The following is an 18,973-nucleotide window of genomic DNA, read 5'->3' as shown; positions in this document are numbered from 1 at the left end:
AAAGAGGTTGGTCTTTGATCCAAAGGAATTCTCACCCAGCCGAAGCTAGACGAGGATAATTTGGCATTTGACAAGTGCACGCTGTTGAGTTCTCAAGGATCGGATGCTCCCACGACCCAGCCATCACGACCAGGCCCGCAGGGCAACTTCTCTATCTTACCGATCTCGTTTCCGTTGTCAAGTCCGAGTTTCTTCGGCCTGACCGTGGGAACGGATCAGCATCCTTCATCCTGTTCACTCTGTGAGTGTGTGGGATTCGGGAGGTGTTCGATGCTTGACGGGAGCCGGTCCGAGGACCTCCGCTCAACCGTTTGGGGCGAACAGGTAATAACCTACGTGGGTTCCGGGCATCGGGCAAATCACCGCCGATTCCCGGGCGTGTCGCCCGCCCCCTCAGTCCGCGGCCCTTCCCGCCGGCGCGAACCGGGAGGAGTCGGAGTGGTCCTCGGGCTGCAGATCCCCGACGCGCTTCGGCGTCGCGACGACGGCCAGCAGCGACACCAGGCAGGCACCGATGACGAACAGCACCACGAACCAGAGGCCTCCCCCGGCGGCCGCGACGAGCGCCGTGGCGATGAGCGGGGTGGGTCCGGCGACCAGGGCGCCGTTCAGCTCCCGGGCCGTCGCGACGCCGGTGAAGCGGTACCGCGTCGGGAAGAGGTTCGTGAGGAACGTCCCGGTGGAGGCCGCGGTCGCCCCCACGGCGATGACGCCGAGCGCCGTCATCCCGAGAGCCGCCCACACCGGGTCGCCCGACTGCAGCGAGAGGAAGACCGGGTAGGTGAGGACGATCCCGGCGACGGAGCCGAAGATCACAACGCGCTTGGCTCCGAAGCGATCCACCGCGATCCCGCCGAGGACGGGTGCGAAGGCGGTGAGGAGCGAGGCGACGAGCACGGCGACCAGTGCCTGGACCCGGGGCATCCCGACCGTCAGCGTGAGGTAGCTGAGGGCGAAGGCGCTGAGCACGTAGTTCGTCACGTTGTGGCCGCACACGCTGAAGAAGCCGACGACGAGCTCGCGGGGGCTGCGGCGGAACAGCTCCGCCAGAGGCACCTTCGTCGCGGCCTGCTCGGCGTTCGCCACCGCGGCCCGGTACTCCGGCGTCTCCTCGAGGCGACGACGGATCCACAGCGCGAGGACGAAGAGCACGGCGGAGACCAGGAACGGGATGCGCCAGGCCCCGCCCAGCAACACGTCGCCGGGCAGCATCGAGGCGAAGGTGAAGGCCAGCGTCGCGAGGAAGGCGCCCCCGGGAGCACCCGAGGTGACCAGTCCGATGACCCGGCCACGGCGGCGCTCGGGGGCGTACTCGGCGACGAGCGTGAGCGCGCCCGCGAGTTCCGCACCGGCACCGAAGCCCTGCACGAAACGGAACAGGATCAGCAGGATCGGCGCCGCCACCCCGATCGCCTCGGCGGTCGGGAGGAGCCCGATCCCCACGGTCGCGATGCCCATGAGCACGATGGTCAGGATCATCGCGGGCTTCCGGCCGACCCGATCCCCGAGGTGGGAGATGATGAGGCCGCCGAGCGGCCGCACCACGAAGCCGACGGCGAAGGTCGCGAAGGCCAGCATCGAGGCGGAGGCCGGGATGACGTCCGGGAAGAAGAGCGGGCCGATCACCAGGCCGGCGGCGGCGCCGTAGAGCGCGTAGTCGTACCACTCGATGAGGGTGCCGAAGTAGGCGGCGGCGATCGCCCGCCTCGCCTGCGGGGTCATGGTGCGCTGCTGTTCGTGGGCCATGGGGTGTCCTTTCGTCATTGAAAAGTGCTGGCGTGGTCGTGGCTATCCGGTCGGCGCGAGGACGGCGGTCCCCCGGCCGCGCAGCTCGGCGGTCGTGCGCACGCCGAGAAGCTGCATCGTCGACAGGGTCTCGTTCGCCACCAGGGCGAGCGCCCTCTCGACCCCCACCCGGCCGCCCGCCATCAGGCCGTACATGTATCCCCGGCCGAGGAAGACGAAGTCGGCTCCGCACGCGATCGCGGCCACCACGTCGAGGCCGCTGCGGATGCCGGAGTCGAGCAGGATCGGCACATCGTCGCCGACGGCGGCGCGCACGGCGCCCACGATCTCGACGGGCGCGATCGCGCGGTCGAGCTGACGACCGCCGTGGTTGGAGACCCAGATGGCATCCGCGCCGGCGTCGATGAAGCGTTCGGCGTCGACGGCGGAGAGCACGCCCTTCACGACGATCGGCCCGCTCCAGTGTGTCCGCAGCCAGCGCACGTCGTCCAAGGACAGCGCGGGATCGAACATGCTGCCCACCACGTCGGTGACGCGTCCGGAACGCGGGCCGAAGTTCGCCATGGCCGGCGCGTCGTGGGCCAGCAGATCGAGGGTCCAGGAGGGACGCAGTGCCGACTGCACGGCGGTGCGCAAGGTCAGACGCGGCGGCATCGAGAGCCGGTTGCGGTCGTCGCGGTACCGCTGTCCCGGCACGCGTGTGTCGACAGTGAGGACGAGGGTGTCGAAGCCGGCAGCGGCGGCCCGCTCGACGAGCGCGAGAGACGCGTCGCGATCGCGCCGCAGGTAGAGCTGGAACCAGCGCCGTGCGGCGGGTGCGGCGTCGGCGACGTGCTCGATGCTCCGCGTTCCCATCGTGGAGAGCACGAACGGCACGTCACGGTTGGCGGCCGCACGGGCCCCGTCGGTTTCGCCGGCCGCACGCATGAGGGCGGTGAGACCGATCGGAGCGATGCCGATGGGCATCGCGTGCTCGCGTCCCAGCAGGCGGGTGGTGAGCGTCGCCCCCGCGGCACTCTCGGTGACCGTGGGCACGAACCTCCGGCGGGCGAAGGCGGCCTCGTTGTCCCGAGCGGCCTGTTCGGTCACCGCGGCACCCTCGACGTAGTCGAAGATGAATCCGGGCACCCGTCGCTTCGCGAGCCGTCGCAGATCGTCGAGACAGCGCGCCTCGGCGACGCGCGTCGCCTCGGTGGGAAGGGCGGGCGGAGCGAAGCTCAACAGCTCGGTGAAGGTGCGGATGCGACGTCGCAACAAACCTGGATCCTCTCGGCAACTCCCATCGAGGCCGAAGAGCCGACCGCGGTGTCGGCACCACCATAGCTCCCAAATATCTTGGGCACAATAGCGATATTCCTCAGATATATCTGACGGAGGTGTGACGGATTGCGCGTACGCCGCGGAGGCGTCAGGCTTCGAGGAACGCCTGGAGGACGAACTCCCGCAGCTCGACGAGGTGTTGGCGCATGGCCTCCTCGGCCGCCCGCGGATCGCCGGTGCGGATCGCCTCGAGCACCTGCTGGTGACCGTTGTTCTCGACGTCCGAGTGGATGCGCGCATCGATCGCCGGGATCAGATGATGGCTCCGCGTCGTCTCGTCGAACAGGCCGCTCATGAGCGTCTTCGCCCGAGCGTTGCGCGCCGCGCCGAGGATGCACTCGTGGAACGCGCGGGCCGCATCGGTCAGCTCCGCCGTGCCGGAGCCGCTGCGCTGCGCGTCCAGGATCGAGCTGAGCTCCTCGACGAAGGCCTCGCTGCCGTAGCGCGTCGCACTCGCGGCCATCGGCGGTTCGATGATCAACCGCAGGTCGAGCACCTCGCGCACCTCGTTGATGCCCAGCGGGCGGACGACGTATCCGCGTCGGGGAAGGGCGACGACGAGCCCCTCGACGACGAGGATCTGCAGGGCCTCACGCACCGGCGTCTTCGACACCCCGAACCGCGCGGCCAGCTCGGGTTCGATGACGACCTCGCCCGGGGCGAGCCGGGTGCGGACGATGTCGTCCCGGAGCGCCACGTACACCTTCTGCGTACGCGACAGCACCCGATTCCCCTCGCCGAGGGCCGCGGCACGGCGCTGGCTGTCGACGGCATGCGTGTGCAGGGTCGAGCCGGATTCGCTGGGCGTCGCGTCCATGCCCTCAGCCTAGGGGCACCGAATCGGACCCCTGCCGCCGAGCGGTCCCGTCGCGGCGATCGGATCAGCCCCGTGCGCCAACGAAAGAACCTCGCCCCGCGAGATGCGGGGCGAGGTTCTTTCGTTCTGTTCCTGTGGACCTAAGGGGATTCGAACCCCTGACCTCCTCGATGCGAACGAGGCGCGCTACCAACTGCGCCATAGGCCCGTGAACGACATCTACGTTATCACGCTCGCGATCCCGGACATGACGAAGGCCCCGCATCTCCATGTTTCCAGGGGAGTCGGGGCCTTCGTGGTGGCGGTGACGGTGGGATTTGAACCCACGGTAGGGGGTTACCCTACACAACTTTTCGAGAGTTGCACCTTCGGCCGCTCGGACACGTCACCGCGGATCAGTTTACGACACCGGGGCCGAGCGCGCGAATCGGCGGGTCACCAGGCGGCGGCGACCTCGGCGTGGGCGCGGAGGATGCCCTCCGTGGAGCCGGCGGGGGCGCGCCCGATGCCGCACTCCGTGGCGACGCCGAACTCCGGCGCGAACGGGACGGCGGCGGCGATCCGGCGACGCGCACCCTCCGCGCCGTCCTCCCGGTGCACGAGGCCGAGGTAGAGCTCCTCGACCGGGGTGAGCGCGGCGAGCGGGGCGAAGTAGGCCTCGTCATCGTGGCCGATCGGCACGGGAAGGTGCAGCCAGGTGAGCGGACGGTGGGCCGCGGCGATGACGGCGTTGGCGTAGCGGACGAGGGAGCCGGCGTCGGTCGGCTCGAAGAAGTGCTTCTCCCCCGCGTCGCCGTAGCAGAGGTGCACGCCCACCTCGACGTCGTCCGGGACGGCATCGACGAGGGCGGCGAGACGCGAGACGAGGCCGTCGAACGGGTCGCCGGGCCACCACCCCTCCATGACGGCGCCGTAGCCGGAGGCGCCCTCGAGGATCCCCATCTCGCTCGCGACGTCCCACTGCACCGCGAGGTCGTCGTGCGGGATCGCGGCGAGGATCTCGTCGAGCTCGCGGAGCATCGCGGCGGTGTACACGGGCTCGATCGCGGCCCGGTCGTCGCCGTGGAAGAACGAGGAGATGACGGCGAGCGGGGTGGGCAGCGAGACCTGGAACCGGGTGCCCGCGGCGACCACTCCCTCCTCCCGCAGCCGGGCGAAGAGGCCGTACGACTCGATCGCCGCGGAGGCGTACTCCAGCGGAGGCAGCGCGATCGTCGCCGGGTCCACGCCCTCGGCGATCCGGAGGCCCCGGGCGTCGATGCCGGCGGGGAACGGGATGGGCTCGTCGCCGATCCGCTCGATGCCGTCCGCCTGGCCGATGACGTCGGGCTGGAACATGATCCAGTGGAACCGTTTGCCCACCTCGCCGTCCGGGATGCGACGCAACCGGTCGCCGAGCAGCTCCGCAGCGGTGCGCATCGTCGTCTCGGCATCGTCGAAGTTCACACTGCCCACGAGAAGGGCACCCTGGGGCTGCGTCATGGCCTCAGGATATCCCTCGCCGACCCACCCCTTTCCGGCCGAGCCACCCCTCTGCGTGCGGCCGGAAGGGGGTGGGACACACGCAAGGGGGTGGGTCGCCGAGGGGAGGTCGGGATTAGGATTGCCTAAGAACCCGCCGCCTCCGGGGGCAGAACGACGGGAAGGATGCAAGCAGCATGGGATTCATCACGTCTGCGGCGCTCGCCGAGACCGGATACGTGGTCCTCGACGACGAGACCACCCCGGTGGACCCGTCCGAGTGGCAGGACCTCGAGTACGTCGGCTGGCGCTCCTCCGGCATCACCCGCTTCGCACCCCTGACGAGCTACGCGGGCGAGATCGACTGCAACGGCTTCTGGAACCACACGCCGCCGCGCACCGACAAGGACGGCGTCTGGATTCCCTCGCAGGTCGCGATCGCCCCGACCCTGCAGCGCCGTGCCCTGGCCCCCGGCGCCGGCGTCGGCCGCTGCCGGGTCATCGAGCTCCAGCCGAACGACTACGCCGACGCGATCTACAACCTGCACCAGGACGACAACAACCGCCTCAACGAGCCGGGCACGGGCTGGGTGGTCCGCGGGTATTACAACCTCACCGACGACACCGACTCGATGCTCATCCTCCGCTCCGACCGGTTCGACCCGGCCACCGAGGTCCGGCTGCCGCTGCGCGCCGGCTCCCGGATCATCGTCGACACGCAGCGCTTCTGGCATGCCGTGTGGCATCGCGGGACAGGCCCCCGGTACGCGCTCATCACCTCCTGGACCAGCGGCCCCGAGCTCGATGCGTACATCGCCGCGCACCACGGCGACCCGCATCCGCCGACGGTCGACCTCGACCCGCGTGTGGTGGACGAGGCCCAGGTCGAGATGCACCGCCGGATCGAGGAGCGCCGTCGCGCGTTCGAGGCGCAGGGCATCGTGATGGAGCCGCCCGCCGACATGAACCTCGTCGGCTGAGGCTCAGACCGTCCGGCCGCCCTCGATCCGCACGGCCCGGTCGACCGTCCCCGCGGGCGGCGCCACGTGCGAGATGAGCAGCACCGACTGCTCCCCCGTCGCCTGCAGCAGGTCGCGCAGGAGAGCGTCCGAGGCCTCGGGGTCGACGCCCGCCGTCGGCTCGTCCAGCACGAGCACCGGGAAGCCGCGGAGCAGCGCGCGAGCCAGAGCGATCCGCTGCGCCTGACCGCCGGACACCAGTGCACCACGGTCGCCCACCCGCGCATCGAGCCCTCCGCGCTCGCGCACCCACGCCGCGAGTCCCACACGGTCGAGCACGGCGAGGAGCTCCTCGTCGGTGGCGGTGTCCCTGGCGAAGAGGAGGTTCTGCCGCACGTCCTCGTCGAAGAGCTGCGGCTGCTGCTCGCACAGACCGACGACGCGGCGCAGCGACGGTCCGGACAGCGCCGCCGCGTCGAGATCGCCGATCCGGTACTCGCCGACCACGCGGAGGAAGCCCACGAGCGCGGCCGCCAGCGAGCTCTTGCCCGCCCCGCTCGCCCCGGAGACGAGCACCCGCTCGCCGGGCGCGAGGTCGAGGTCCACCCCGGTCAGCGCCGGCGCGCCGCCGGGCCAGTGCGCCGTGGCTCCCCGCAGCGTGAGCGCGGGCACGCCCTCGACCTCGACATCCTGCCCCGCGTCGGTCCGCAGCTCCGGCGGCATCCGTTCGGGCAGCACGTCCACGATGCGCTCCGCGCTCGCGCGGACGCTGCGCCACGAAGCCGCCGCGATGGGCACGGCGCCGAACACTTCGAACACGACCATCGGCACGAGCACCGCGACCGCGAGCCACGGAGCGTCGATGGCTCCGGTGGCGAGGCCCGGGGCTGCCACCGCCAGCGCCCACACCGAGGCGGCGCCGGCCATCAGCGAGACCACTCCGGCCGCGACGGCCTGCGCCAGCGACGCCCGACCGACGACCCGACGCAGGGCGGCATCCGCGACGCGGATCCGCTCTCGGGCCTGCGCCTCCGCGCCGAACGCGAGCAGCACGTCGAGGCTGCCGAAGTAGTCGACGAGGGCGGCGGACACCTCGCCCCGACGCGCCGACACCGCGGCCTCCGCGCGGGAGCCGAAGATCCAGCCCAGCCCGACGGCGGCGAGCGCGGCGACGAGGAGGCAGACGGCGAGGGTCAGCGCGGCGGGTGGCGACACGAAGGCGAGGAAGCCGACGGCCCCCAGGGCGACGACGCCCGAGACGGCGAGCGGCTGCACGACCCGGAGCGGGAGGTTCTGCAGGTTCTCGACGTCTTCGACGAGGGCCGCGAGCACCTGGCCCCGGTCCGTCGCGCCGAGCCCCGCCGGCGAGAGCGGGATGAGGCGGCGCACCATGTCGGACCGGGTCGTGGCGAGCTGTCGGAGCGCGGCGTCGTGACCGCTCAGCCGCTCGAGGTACCGCGTGACGGCCCTGGTCACGGCGAAGAACCGCACCCCGACGACCGCGATGGACAGCGGCACGAGGGAGTCGACGATCGACGCGCTCACGATCAGCCAGCCGCTCACCGCGAGGAGGCTCACGGCGGCGGCCGCCGACAGCACGCCCCAGATCAGCCCGGGGAGGAAGCGGCGGAACGGTGGCTGCGCGAGCCGGAGCACCTCCCGGACCCGGTCGCTGCGGATCGTCTCGCTCATGCACTCACCCCCAGCGCCACGATCCGGTCGGCGATGTCCCTGGCCGAGCGGCGGTGCGAGACGAGCAGGACGGTGGCGCCGGCATCCGCTCGCGCGCGCAGCGACCGCCACAGCCGCTCCTCGGTGTCGACGTCGAGGGCGCTGGAGGGCTCATCGAGCGCGAGCATCCGCTCCGGCATTCCGTCGTGGCGGTACAGCGCCCTGGCCACCGCGACGCGCTGCGCCTGTCCGCCCGACAGCCCTGCGCCCTGCACACCCAGCACGCGGTCGGCGTCGATGCCCTCGGCGCACGCGGCGTCAAGCGCCCGGCGCACACGGGCGAGGTCGGGAGCGGCATCCCCGAGGGCGACGTTCTCCGCGACCGTGCCGCGCATCAGCCCCGGCGTCTGCCCGGCCCAGGCGAGCCAGTCGGACGGTGCGAGCTCGGCGATGTCCCGTCCGTCCCAGGTCGCCGTGCCCGTGGAGTCCACCGCCCCGCGGAGAGCGGCGAGCAGACTCGACTTCCCGGAGCCGCTCGGCCCCTCGATCAGGGTCACCGTCCCCGGCTCCGCGACGAAGGACACCGGCGGAAGGTCTCGCACGCGGAGCCCCTCGACCACGAGTTCCCGTCCCGCCTGCACGACGTCGGCCCGGCTGCCGGACGAGTCCACGGGGTTCGGTCGTGCATCCGTGCCGAGGTCGTGCGGGCGCACGCCGCCCCGGTCCCGGTCGCGCGCCGCATCCAGCACGTCGAACACGTCTTCCGTGGCCGCGACGCCCTCGGCCGCCGCGTGGAACTGCACGCCCACCTGACGGATCGGGAGGAACGCCTCGGGGGCGAGCAGCAGCACGAAGAGACCGACCTCCAGACTCAGGTCGCCCGACAGCAGCCGGAACCCGACCGCGACCGCGATGAGCGCGACCGCGAGCGACGACAGCAGCTCCATCGCGAACCCCGACAGGAACGAGAACCGCAGCACCTTCATGGTCTCGCGGCGGTACTCGTCGGCGGTCACCTCGATGCGGTCGGCTGCCCGACGGTCCCGGCCGAACAGCCGCAGCGTCGACAGCCCCTGCACCGTGTCGGCGAAGCGGGCGGCGAGGTGCTGCAGCGTCTGCCACTGCTTCTTCTGCACCGTGCGGGTCGCGATGCCGATGAGGATGAGGAACAGCGGGATGAGCGGCAGGGTGATGACGGCGGTGAGTCCGCTCGGCCAGTCCTGCCACCACATGACCGCGACGAGCACCGGCGTCGCGATGACGGTGAGCACGAGCTGCGGGATGTACCGCGCGAAGTACGCGTCCAGGGCTTCCAGGCCGTGACCGGCGGTGACGGCGATCTGCGTCTGGTTGCGCTGTGCGAGCCACCCGGGGCCGAGGCGTCCGACGGCCGCGACGAGCGCCGCGCGCAGCTGCATCCCGGTCCGGGCGGCGGCCTGCGTGCCCGCGGCGTCGGAGGCGGCGATGAGCAGACCCCGCAGGAGGGCGGTCCCGAGCAGCCAGACCAGGATCACGGTGACATCGCGCCCCGCGATGGCCCCGACGACCGCCTCGGTGAGGAGCCACGCGAAGGCGATCGTCACCGCGGTCTGGAAGACGCCGATCGCGGCCGACGCCAGGAGGAACCCCCGGGCGGCGGCCGCGTATCGGAGCAGCCTCGGATCGACGGGTTTCACGTGTGCGCCGGAGCCCCCTCGATCGACCGGCGGGTGACGCGCTTGCGGAACACCCAGTAGGTCCAGGTCTGGTACGCGATGACCAGCGGGAGGGCGATCAGCGCGGTCCAGCTCATGATCTGCAGCGTATACGGAGTGCTGGACGCGTTGGCGATCGTGAGACTGTACGCCGGATCGATGGTCGACGGCATGACGAACGGGAACAGGGCGGAGAACAGCATGACGACGGCGAACATGACCGTGAGCATGCCGGAGAAGAACGCCCACCCCTCGCGATGGACCAGCGAGAAGCCGACCGCCGCGATCAGGCTGACCGCCGCGAGCGCACCGGCTCCGATGACCAGCCAGAGCAGCGGAGCCTCGCGGCCCATCGCGATCGCGACCGTCCAGATCACCGTCGCGGCCGCGACGAGGATCGTCGGGATGGCGGCCTTCTTCGCGAGCTTCTGCGCGTCCTCGTGCACCTGGCCGTCCGTCTTCAGCGCGACGAACAGCACGCCGTGCAGGAAGAAGAGCAGCAGGGTCGTCACGCCGACCAGCAGCGCGTACGGGTTGAGCAGCGAGAAGAAGCCGCCGACGTAGATGTGGTTCTCATCGATCGCCACCCCCTGCACGATGTTGCCGAAGGCGACGCCCCAGAGCAGTGCCGGGACGACCGAGCCGATGACGATCATCCGGTCGAAGCCCTGCTTCCACTTCCTGCTCTCCCGCTGATGGCGGTACTCGAACGAGACGCCGCGGAGGATGAGCGCGAGCAGGATGAGCAGCAGCGGCAGGTAGAACCCGCTGAACAGCGTGGCGTACCACTCGGGGAACGAGGCGAAGAGCGAGGCCCCGGCCACGATGACCCACGTCTCGTTGAGGTCCCACACGGGACCGATCGTGTTGATGACCTGTCGGCGCGACACGTCGTTCTTGCCGAGGAACGGCAGCGACATGCCGACACCGAAGTCGAACCCGTCGAGGACGAAGTAGCCGACGAACAGGAAGGCGACCACCCAGAACCAGATCGTTGCGAGATCCATGATGCTCGTTCCTCTCAGTACACGACCGACGGCAGCTGAGCCGTCTCCTCATGGGGCTGTTCGTCGGTGTCCGGCCCCTTCTGGGCGGCCTTGACGATCAGCCGGACCTCGACCACGGCCAGCGCGGCGTAGATCGCGGTGAAGGCGATCAGCGAGATCAGGACCTCGAGTCCGCTCACGCCGGGCGAGACGCCGTCGCGGGTGGACATCAGACCGAACACGATCCAGGGCTGTCGACCCATCTCGGTGAACACCCAGCCCATGATGTTGGCGGCGAGCGCGAGCGGGAACGACCAGATCGCGACCTTCCACATCCACGGCGCGACCGGCTTGGTGGCCTTCTTGCGGGTGACCCAGAGGCCGGCGACGGCGACGAGGGCGGCGGCCATGCCGAGGCCGATCATCCAGCGGAACGACCAGTAGGTGATCCACAGGACAGGGGCGAAGTCGGTGAGACCGGTGCTCGCATACGTCTGGGCGTACTCGGCGTTCAGGTCGTTGATGCCGTGCACACAGGCGTCGAGCGTGTGGGTCGACAGCAGCGACAGCAGGTACGGCACCCGGATCGAGAACAGCTCCGAGCTTCCGTCCGGCGTGCCCAGCGTGAAGATGCTGAAGGAGGCATCGGCGCCGCAGACGGTGTTGAACGTCGCCTCGGCGGCGGCCATCTTCATCGGCTGTGCGGCGTACATCGCCAGACCGAGCTGGTCGCCCGTGAGCACGACGCCCGCGGTGGAGAAGATCATCGCCCAAAGGCCGAACTTCAGCGAGACGCGCATGGTGTCGAAGTGCTGCCCGCGGGCCAGGTGCCAGGCGGACACCGAGATGACGACACCCGCGGCGAACATGAGCGCGCCGAAGATGGTGTGCGGGAACGCGGCGAGGGCGACGGGGTTCGTCAGCAGCGCCCAGAAGTCGGTGAGCTCGGCGCGGTTGGTCACCTCGTTGTACGTGTAGCCGACCGGGTTCTGCATGAACGCATTGGCGGCGATGATGAAGTACGCCGACAGGATGCTGCCGATCGAGACGCACCAGATGGTGGCCAGGTGGATCTTCTGCGGGAGCTTGTCCCAGCCGAAGATCCAGAGGCCGATGAAGGTCGCCTCGAAGAAGAACGCCAGCAGGCCCTCGAAGGCGAGCGGGGCGCCGAAGACGTCGCCGACGAAGCGCGAGTAGTCCGACCAGTTCATGCCGAACTGGAACTCCTGCACGATGCCGGTGACGACGCCCATCGCGAAGTTGATGAGGAAGATCTTGCCGAAGAAGCGGGTGAGGTGCAGGTACTGCACCTTGCCGGTACGCACCCACGCGGTCTGGAAGATGGCGGCGACCAGCGCCATGCCGATCGTCAGCGGGACGAAGAGGTAGTGGTAGACGGTCGTCAGGCCGAACTGCCATCGGGCCAGGGCGAGCGGATCAAGCCATTCCATGAGCGACTCCCGTTCTGTTCGACGCCTGCGCGGCGGTGTCGCGCAGCTGCACGGTGCATTCGGAGGGCTGCGCGGCCTCGCGCACGCACTCGGCTTCGAGCGGACCCCCCGCTTCTGCAAGGATGCCCTGCATCAGCCCGAGATGCACCTGGCACAGCATCGGGCGGTCCTCCGGCCGGCCGGCCGCGTGCGGGCACGGACTCAGGTCGACGGTCAGACCGCGGTCGTCCACGACCGGCTCGAAGCCGCTCTCCTCCAGGTGCTCGACGAGGGCGTCGAGCTGGTAGGTGGCGTCCTTGCCGAGGGCGGTCCCGGTGCCGGGGAGGACGCTGCGGAGCAGGTCGCCGCGACGGGCGGCGGCCTTGGCCTTGTTCCGCGCGACCGGACTGGAGGCGTCCGGGGCCCCGGTGGCGGCGCGGTACAGCGTCCGAGGGCGCCCCCGGGTGGTGCGGTGCTCCACGGTCGGGATGACGTAGCCGCCCTCGATGAGCCGCTGCAGGTGCTCGCGCACGGTGTTCGGGTGGAGGCCGGTGGCCTCGCACAGGTCGCCGATCGCGAGTTCTCCGGAGGCGCCGGAGTGCCCGGCCTCGAAGAGGAGGTGCAGGATGCGCACCCGGGAGTAGCTGGAGATCGGCCCGCAGACGGACCCGCCGTTGGACATGTCTCAATTATCGGCCGGGGCCGGGGGCCGCCGGGGGAAGCGGGCCGTGAATAATCGCCTGGTCGATAGGGATGTCTGATCCCGCCGATAGCCTGGGGGCATGGCCACCCGGAAACCCGCTCCCCCCGCGTACGTCTGCACCGAGTGCGGGTGGACGACGGCCAAGTGGGTGGGCCGCTGCGGGGAGTGCCAGCAGTGGGGCACGGTCCAGGAGCAGGCCGCGCAGACCGGGATCCTCCGTCGCGTGAACGCGCTCGCACCGACCGCCGATCGCGCGGCGCGGCCGATCACGCAGATCACGACGCAGGACGCGCCGCGCCGCACGAGTGGGGTCGGCGAGTTCGACCGGGTGCTCGGCGGCGGCATCGTGCCGGGAGCCGCGATCCTCCTCAGCGGCGAGCCCGGCGTCGGCAAGTCCACCCTGCTGCTCGAGGTCGCCGCGCAGGCCGCGCGGAGCGGGCGACGGGTGCTCTACGCCAGCGCCGAGGAGTCGCCGGCCCAGGTGCGCCTGCGAGCGGAGCGGACGGGCGCCCTGCACGACGAGCTCTACCTCGCGAGCGAGACCGACCTCGCCACGATCCTCGGCCACATCGACGAGGTGCAGCCGCAGCTCGTCATCGTCGACTCCGTGCAGACCGTGTCGTCGTCGCTCACCGACGGCGCGGCCGGTCAGCCCAGCCAGGTGCGGGAGGTCGCCGCGACCCTGATCCGGGTGGCGAAGGAGCGCGATCTGCCGATCATCATCGTCGGCCATGTGACCAAGGACGGCCAGGTGGCGGGGCCCCGGGTGCTGGAGCACCTCGTCGACGTCGTGTGCCACTTCGAGGGCGACCGGCAGACCTCGCTGCGCTTCATCCGTGCCCTCAAGAACCGCTTCGGTCCCACCGACGAGGTCGGCTGCTTCGAGATGACCGGAGACGGCATCGCCGAGGTGCCCGACCCCTCCGGCCTGTTCCTGTCGCAGGGCGCCTCCGAGCCGGGGACCTGCGTGGCCATCTCCCTCGAGGGCCGTCGCGCCCTCCCCGTCGAGGTGCAGGCGCTCACCGTGCCGAGCAACGCGCCGAACCCCCGGCGCATCGTGCACGGCCTCGACTCCTCGCGGGTGGCCATGGTGCTGGCGATCCTCGAGCGCCGGGCGGGCGTGCCCACCGGCAGCCTCGACGTCTACGTGTCCACGGTCGGCGGGGTGCGCTTCACGGAGCCCGCCGCCGATCTCGCCATCGCGATCGCCGTCGCCGGGTCCATCCAGATGATCTCGGTGCCGCGCACGGTCGCCGCCGTCGGCGAGCTCAGCCTCGCGGGCGAGGTGCGGCCGGTGACGCAGGCGGCGCAGCGGCGCTCCGAGGCCGCCCGGCTCGGCTACGAGCAGGTGGTGGACGACCGCTCGAAGACCCTGCGCGCGGCGCTGGGCGACGTGAGGGCGCGGAACAGCGCCCGTCGCCCCGACCGCGACATCCCGCCGTTCTGAGTCGGAGGGGCGCCCGGGTCAGGCGTCGAGCGCCTTGAGCAGCTCCACCGGGTCGGCCTGCATCGGGTGAGGCCCGGCGATGTCGAGGAACACGGTCGTGATCGGGTGGGCGGAGAGGAACGCGCGCAGCCAGGCGGCGTCGTAGATGCCGACCCCGGGCGGCAGGTTGGCGGGCTTGTTCTTCGCGTCGCTGAAGAGCAGCAGGGCGAGGTCACCCGAGTTCGGGTCCCGATAGGTCCACACCTCGCCGCTGTCGAGCGGATTGTCGCGCGCTCCCGGCTTGATGAGCGGGACGACGGTGGTGCCGTGCCGCAGCGCGAGGGCCACCGCGGCGACGTCCTGCTTCTCGAGGGCGAGCGCCAGAGCCTCGGACCGGAAGTCCTCGGGCGCCGGCTTCTTCTTCGCGCTCTTCCCGGACTTCGCCTTCTTCGCTGCCATGCCTCCAGCTTAGGCATCGGGGCGGCGCGGCGGCGCCGGGGAAAGATTGGGGCCCTCTCGAGTCCTCCATTGGGGACTGGGGTACTCGAGAGGGCCCTCGGACTCTCGAGCGGCGGTGTCGAAGCGCTGGGGACGCTGTAGTTCGACGCCACTGGGGATGGCATGTTGCCGCATAGCGGGAGAGTCACCTCTATGGTATCCCAAAGACCGGGCCCTGTCAGCACAAGTGCCCGTCGCGCGCTCAGAACAGGAGGATCTGGGTGGTCGTGGCGCTGGGGAACCCGCCGATCGAGACGCCCACGTGATACGAGGCGCCACCGCCGGGAGCACGCTGACGGTTCTCCTGTGCGCAGGTCTCGACACTGGACCGGGTGCGGTCCCAGACGACCGGCTCCTTGCTCACCACGGTGGACCCGGCGGTGAGCGTGGCGATCATGCTGCTGGGGTTCTCCTGGCAGTCCGTCGAGCGCCACCACTCGTCCGAGCCGCTGGAGATCGTGAACACCTGGGTCGTGGAACCCACGTCGATCGTGCAGTCCTTCGTGCCCTTGTTGGTCAGGGAGATGGAGAGCTTCGGCAGAGCGCCGTCGGGATAGGACTCCGCATCCGTGACGGCCGTGACCTCGATGTCCTTCGCCTCGCAGGGGACGACGGCCGGAGTGGCATCCGCCGACGGCGAGGGGGCGGGCGAGGCCGATCCGGACGGTGTGGGCCCCGAGGAGGCGGAGGAGGTCGGTGCGGGTGCCGGCTCCTGCGCCCCCGTGGACGCCCACGGCCGGGCGATGAGGAGCCAGACGGACGCGCCGACGATCGCGAGGACGAGGATCAGCCCGAGCAGTACCGCCAGACGCCGACGACGGTACACGGCGGCGGAGTGACGGGGCATGCCTCCAGGTTAAGCGATCCCCGTCCGCGAGCCTGGGAGGCGCGAGGCGGTGGTCCGGGGCTCAGAGCACCTTGAGCATGCGCGTGTTGCCGAGCGTGTTCGGCTTCACATGCGCGAGGTCGAGGAACTCCTCGACGCCGGCGTCGCCGCTGCGCAGGAGCTGCGAGTACACGTCCGGATCGACGACCTGCTCCCCGATCGGGGTGAAGCCGCGACGCCCGAAGAAGTCGACCTCGAACGTGAGGCAGAACAGGCGGGTGAGCCCGAGCGACCGCGCGTTCTCCTCGAGCCGCTCGACGATCGCCCGACCGACGCCGTGGTGGAGCCAGTCGTCGCGGACGAGCAGGGTGCGCACCTCGCCGAGGTCTTCCCAGATCACGTGCAGAGCCCCGCAGCCGATCAGCTCCCCGTCCGCCTCGGCGACGACGAACTCCTGCACGGCGCCGTAGAGCACGGCGAGATCCTTGCCGAGCAGGATGCGCTGCTCCACCATCGGCTGGAGCAGGTTCCGGATGCTGACGATGTCGGCGCTGCGGGCCGGCCGGACGATGTACGCGCTCACCCGACCAGCCTAGGACCCGCTCCTCCCGACGACTCCCAGACGCGGCACAGCTTCGGAGATCCCGGGCGACACCCCGGCGCCCCGGGGCGTCGCCCCGCGTGTCGACTGTCGTCTCCGAAGTCGTGCCCGGAGCGAGGGCGGAGTGGGGACGACGAAGGGGCGGACGCTGTCGCATCCGCCCCTTCGGGTGACCGTGTCGAGGATCAGTCGTTGCCGGTGATCGCCAGGTCGGGCGTGCCGGAGATCGCGCCGCCGCCGGTGTTGACGCCGACCGCGACCTTCTCCCCGCGCGGGCCGTGCTCGAACAGGAACTCCCCGTCCTTCGCATCGACCTTCACGTGGTCGCCCGAGTCGAGCTCGCCGTGCAGGATCTTCTCCGACAGACGGTCCTCGATCTCGTGCTGCATCGCGCGACGCAGCGGACGGGCACCCAGGGCCGGGTCAAAGCCGATCTCGATCAGGCGCTCCTTGGCGGACTGCGACAGCTCGATCGTCATGTCGCGGTCGAGCAGACGCTCGCCGAGGCGCTTCGTGAACAGGTCCACGATCTGCACCAGCTCGTCCTTGCTCAGCTGCGGGAAGACGATGATGTCGTCGACGCGGTTGAGGAACTCGGGCTTGAAGTGCCGCTTGAGCTCCTCGTTGACCTTGCCCTTCATCCGCTCGTAGCTCGTGGCGTTGTTGCCCTCGATCTGGAAGCCGACGGGGCCGCCGGCGATGTCGCGCGCACCGAGGTTCGTGGTCATGATGATGACCGTGTTCTTGAAGTCCACGATCCGACCCTGACCGTCGGTGAGGCGACCCTCTTCCAGGATCTGCAGCAGCGAGTTGAAGATGTCCGGGTGCGCCTTCTCGATCTCGTCGAAGAGGACCACGCTGAACGGCTTGCGCCGCACCTTCTCGGTGAGCTGGCCACCCTCTTCGAAGCCGACGAACCCGGGAGGGGCACCGAACAGCCGCGAGACGGTGTGCTTCTCGCCGAACTCGCTCATGTCGAGCGAGATGAGCGCGGCCTCGTCGTCGAAGAGGAACTCCGCGAGCGCCTTGGCGAGCTCGGTCTTTCCGACGCCCGTGGGGCCGGCGAAGATGAACGAGCCCGAGGGACGCTTCGGGTCCTTGAGGCCGGCACGCTGACGACGGATGGTCTTGGAGAGCGCCGCGATGGCCTCCTCCTGACCGATGACGCGCTGGTGCAGCGCCTTCTCCATGAAGACGAGTCGGCTGGACTCCTCCTCCGTCAGCTTGAACACGGGGATGCCGGTCGCCTGGGCGAGCACCTCGGCGATCAGGCCCTCGTCGACGACCGCCTGGGTCGCGACGTCGCCCGCACGCCACTGCTTCTCGAGACGCAGACGCTCGGCGAGGAGGCTCTTCTCCTCATCGCGCAGGGAGGCGGCCTTCTCGAAGTCCTGCTCCTCCGAGGCGATCTCCTTCTGCTCGCGCACGGCGGCGATCTTCTCGTCGAACTCGCGCAGCTCGGGCGGGCTGGACAGGATCGACAGACGCAGGCGCGCGCCGGCCTCGTCGATCAGGTCGATGGCCTTGTCCGGGAGGAAGCGGTCGGAGACGTAGCGGTCGGCGAGGTTCGCCGCAGCCACGATCGCGCCATCGGTGATCTGCACCTTGTGGTGCGCCTCGTACCGGTCGCGCAGACCCTTGAGGATGTTGATCGCGTGCGGCAGCGTCGGCTCGTTCACCTGCACCGGCTGGAAGCGGCGCTCGAGCGCGGCGTCCTTCTCGAAGTGCTTGCGGTACTCGTCGAGCGTGGTTGCCCCGATGGTCTGGAGCTCACCGCGGGCGAGCAGCGGCTTGAGGATGCTGGCCGCGTCGATCGCGCCCTCTGCGGCACCCGCACCCACGAGGGTGTGGATCTCGTCGATGAAGACGATGATGTCGCCGCGCGTGCGGATCTCCTTGGTGACCTTCTTCAGACGCTCCTCGAAGTCGCCGCGGTAGCGGGAACCGGCGATGAGCGAGCCGAGGTCGAGCGAGTAGAGCTGCTTGTCCTTCAGCGTCTCGGGCACATCGCCCTTGACGATCGCCTGGGCGAGACCCTCGACGACGGCGGTCTTGCCGACGCCGGGCTCGCCGATCAGGACGGGGTTGTTCTTGGAACGGCGGGAGAGGATCTGCATGACCCGCTCCGCCTCCTTCTCGCGCCCGATCACCGGGTCGAGCTTGTTGTCGCGCGCGGCCTGCGTGAGGTTGCGACCGAACTGGTCGAGCACCTGCGAGCCGCCCTGCGCACCCGACGGGGTGTCGTTGGACTGCGCGCCGACGGACGCGGGCTCACGGCCCGGAGCGCCGGAGAGCAGCTGGATGACCTGCTGCCGCACCTTGTTGAGGTCGGCGCCCAGCTTGACGAGCACCTGAGCGGCCACGCCCTCACCCTCGCGGATGAGCCCGAGGAGGATGTGCTCGGTGCCGATGTAGTTGTGACCGAGCTGCAGGGCCTCGCGGAGGCTCAGCTCGAGCACCTTCTTGGCGCGCGGCGTGAACGGGATGTGCCCGGTCGGCTGCTGCTGACCCTGGCCGATGATGTCCTGCACCTGCTCGCGCACGGCGTCGAGGGAGATGCCGAGCGACTCCAGCGCCTTGGCTGCGACGCCCTCGCCCTCGTGGATGAGGCCGAGCAGGATGTGCTCGGTGCCGATGTAGTTGTGGTTGAGCATCTTCGCCTCTTCTTGGGCGAGGACGACCACTCGACGGGCTCGGTCCGTGAATCTCTCGAACATGTTGACTCCTTATTCGCACGGGGCGAAGACGCATGAAGCGCTTGTACATCGAGAGTAACGACCAGAAATGGCGGGTATGCCCGTGTTCGCCGTGGGCATAGCGAGGCCTTGACGGGTT

The 18,973-nt window shown here is 70.1% G+C and carries 15 protein-coding genes and 2 tRNA genes; 2 read left to right on the top strand and 15 right to left on the bottom strand.

Going from position 1 to position 18,973, the window contains the following annotated elements:
* Window positions 1-393: 393 nt before the first annotated feature.
* The 6 genes from D8M34_RS15100 to D8M34_RS15075 form a co-directional block, all read right to left on the bottom strand.
* On the bottom strand, window positions 394-1,746 hold the full coding sequence (locus tag D8M34_RS15100) for an MFS transporter (RefSeq protein WP_238695674.1): 1,353 nt from the start codon (window positions 1,744-1,746) through the stop codon (window positions 394-396).
* 42 nt (window positions 1,747-1,788) lie between these two features.
* Window positions 1,789-3,003 carry an alpha-hydroxy acid oxidase gene (locus tag D8M34_RS15095; RefSeq protein WP_174235395.1) on the bottom strand — a complete coding sequence of 405 codons (1,215 nt, stop codon included), beginning with the start codon at window positions 3,001-3,003 and terminating at the stop codon, window positions 1,789-1,791.
* Between the two features lie 151 nt (window positions 3,004-3,154).
* Window positions 3,155-3,883, bottom strand: coding sequence for a GntR family transcriptional regulator (locus D8M34_RS15090; RefSeq protein WP_085605873.1), 729 nt, complete (start codon window positions 3,881-3,883; stop codon window positions 3,155-3,157).
* Window positions 3,884-4,018: 135 nt separating this feature from the next.
* Window positions 4,019-4,091, bottom strand: a tRNA-Ala gene (locus D8M34_RS15085).
* Window positions 4,092-4,182: 91 nt separating this feature from the next.
* Window positions 4,183-4,273, bottom strand: a tRNA-Ser gene (locus tag D8M34_RS15080).
* A 45-nt stretch (window positions 4,274-4,318) separates the two neighbouring features.
* Window positions 4,319-5,365, bottom strand: coding sequence for a hypothetical protein (locus tag D8M34_RS15075; protein ID WP_126894389.1), 1,047 nt, complete (start codon window positions 5,363-5,365; stop codon window positions 4,319-4,321).
* Between the two features lie 176 nt (window positions 5,366-5,541).
* Between D8M34_RS15075 and D8M34_RS15070 the strand changes: the two genes are divergently transcribed.
* Window positions 5,542-6,324 carry a hypothetical protein gene (locus tag D8M34_RS15070; protein ID WP_025105489.1) on the top strand — a complete coding sequence of 261 codons (783 nt, stop codon included), beginning with the start codon at window positions 5,542-5,544 and terminating at the stop codon, window positions 6,322-6,324.
* 3 nt (window positions 6,325-6,327) lie between these two features.
* On the opposite strand, the gene cydC is transcribed toward D8M34_RS15070, so the two are convergent.
* The 5 genes from cydC to D8M34_RS15045 are packed head-to-tail and all read right to left on the bottom strand — an operon-like array spanning window position 6,328 to window position 12,766.
* Window positions 6,328-7,995, bottom strand: coding sequence for a thiol reductant ABC exporter subunit CydC (gene cydC / locus D8M34_RS15065; protein WP_126894388.1), 1,668 nt, complete (start codon window positions 7,993-7,995; stop codon window positions 6,328-6,330).
* A complete protein-coding gene (gene cydD / locus D8M34_RS15060; RefSeq protein ID WP_126894387.1) occupies window positions 7,992-9,650 on the bottom strand; it encodes a thiol reductant ABC exporter subunit CydD in 1,659 nt (552 codons plus the stop codon). Before cydD ends, cydC begins: the two co-directional genes overlap by 4 nt.
* Window positions 9,647-10,675: a cytochrome d ubiquinol oxidase subunit II gene (cydB, locus tag D8M34_RS15055; RefSeq protein ID WP_126894386.1), complete on the bottom strand. Its 1,029-nt coding sequence runs from the start codon at window positions 10,673-10,675 to the stop codon at window positions 9,647-9,649. The genes cydD and cydB overlap by 4 nt, the downstream gene beginning before the upstream one ends.
* Window positions 10,676-10,689: 14 nt before the next feature.
* Window positions 10,690-12,105, bottom strand: a complete 1,416-nt coding sequence (locus D8M34_RS15050) for a cytochrome ubiquinol oxidase subunit I (protein WP_025105485.1) — start codon at window positions 12,103-12,105, stop codon at window positions 10,690-10,692.
* The gene (locus D8M34_RS15045) at window positions 12,092-12,766 is read right to left on the bottom strand and encodes a helix-turn-helix transcriptional regulator (RefSeq protein ID WP_085605984.1); all 675 of its coding nucleotides are present in this window, start codon (window positions 12,764-12,766) and stop codon (window positions 12,092-12,094) included. The genes D8M34_RS15050 and D8M34_RS15045 overlap by 14 nt, the downstream gene beginning before the upstream one ends.
* Window positions 12,767-12,866: 100 nt before the next feature.
* On the opposite strand from D8M34_RS15045, the gene radA reads away from it, so the two are divergent.
* Window positions 12,867-14,234, top strand: a complete 1,368-nt coding sequence (gene radA / locus D8M34_RS15040; protein ID WP_085605982.1) for a DNA repair protein RadA — start codon at window positions 12,867-12,869, stop codon at window positions 14,232-14,234.
* A gap of 18 nt (window positions 14,235-14,252) precedes the next feature.
* Here the strand turns inward: radA and D8M34_RS15035 are convergent, their stop codons facing one another.
* The 4 genes from D8M34_RS15035 to D8M34_RS15020 form a co-directional block, all read right to left on the bottom strand.
* Complete coding sequence (locus D8M34_RS15035; RefSeq protein ID WP_025105482.1) at window positions 14,253-14,672, bottom strand: hypothetical protein; 420 nt, start codon at window positions 14,670-14,672, stop codon at window positions 14,253-14,255.
* A 241-nt stretch (window positions 14,673-14,913) separates the two neighbouring features.
* Window positions 14,914-15,558 carry a hypothetical protein gene (locus D8M34_RS15030; RefSeq protein ID WP_126894385.1) on the bottom strand — a complete coding sequence of 215 codons (645 nt, stop codon included), beginning with the start codon at window positions 15,556-15,558 and terminating at the stop codon, window positions 14,914-14,916.
* Window positions 15,559-15,619: 61 nt separating this feature from the next.
* Window positions 15,620-16,120, bottom strand: coding sequence for an amino-acid N-acetyltransferase (locus D8M34_RS15025; protein WP_025105480.1), 501 nt, complete (start codon window positions 16,118-16,120; stop codon window positions 15,620-15,622).
* A 203-nt stretch (window positions 16,121-16,323) separates the two neighbouring features.
* A complete protein-coding gene (locus D8M34_RS15020; RefSeq protein ID WP_025105479.1) occupies window positions 16,324-18,855 on the bottom strand; it encodes an ATP-dependent Clp protease ATP-binding subunit in 2,532 nt (843 codons plus the stop codon).
* Window positions 18,856-18,973 lie beyond the last annotated feature (118 nt).

The sequence above is a fragment of the Microbacterium sp. HSID17254 genome (assembly GCF_003989315.1).
Lineage (GTDB): Bacteria > Actinomycetota > Actinomycetes > Actinomycetales > Microbacteriaceae > Microbacterium.
The sequence above is the reverse complement of the archived record's forward strand: the minus strand, read 5'-3'. Positions and strand labels throughout refer to the sequence as shown.

Coding starts and splice junctions, on each gene's coding strand:
- D8M34_RS15100 (WP_238695674.1), bottom strand. CDS start 1,746: ATGGCCCACGAACAGCAGCGCACCATGACCCCGCAGGCGAGGCGGGCG.
- D8M34_RS15090 (WP_085605873.1), bottom strand. CDS start 3,883: ATGGACGCGACGCCCAGCGAATCCGGCTCGACCCTGCACACGCATGCC.
- D8M34_RS15075 (WP_126894389.1), bottom strand. CDS start 5,365: ATGACGCAGCCCCAGGGTGCCCTTCTCGTGGGCAGTGTGAACTTCGAC.
- D8M34_RS15070 (WP_025105489.1), top strand. CDS start 5,542: ATGGGATTCATCACGTCTGCGGCGCTCGCCGAGACCGGATACGTGGTC.
- cydC (WP_126894388.1), bottom strand. CDS start 7,995: ATGAGCGAGACGATCCGCAGCGACCGGGTCCGGGAGGTGCTCCGGCTC.
- cydB (WP_126894386.1), bottom strand. CDS start 10,675: ATGGATCTCGCAACGATCTGGTTCTGGGTGGTCGCCTTCCTGTTCGTC.
- D8M34_RS15050 (WP_025105485.1), bottom strand. CDS start 12,105: ATGGAATGGCTTGATCCGCTCGCCCTGGCCCGATGGCAGTTCGGCCTG.
- D8M34_RS15045 (WP_085605984.1), bottom strand. CDS start 12,766: ATGTCCAACGGCGGGTCCGTCTGCGGGCCGATCTCCAGCTACTCCCGG.
- radA (WP_085605982.1), top strand. CDS start 12,867: ATGGCCACCCGGAAACCCGCTCCCCCCGCGTACGTCTGCACCGAGTGC.
- D8M34_RS15035 (WP_025105482.1), bottom strand. CDS start 14,672: ATGGCAGCGAAGAAGGCGAAGTCCGGGAAGAGCGCGAAGAAGAAGCCG.
- D8M34_RS15030 (WP_126894385.1), bottom strand. CDS start 15,558: ATGCCCCGTCACTCCGCCGCCGTGTACCGTCGTCGGCGTCTGGCGGTA.
- D8M34_RS15020 (WP_025105479.1), bottom strand. CDS start 18,855: ATGTTCGAGAGATTCACGGACCGAGCCCGTCGAGTGGTCGTCCTCGCC.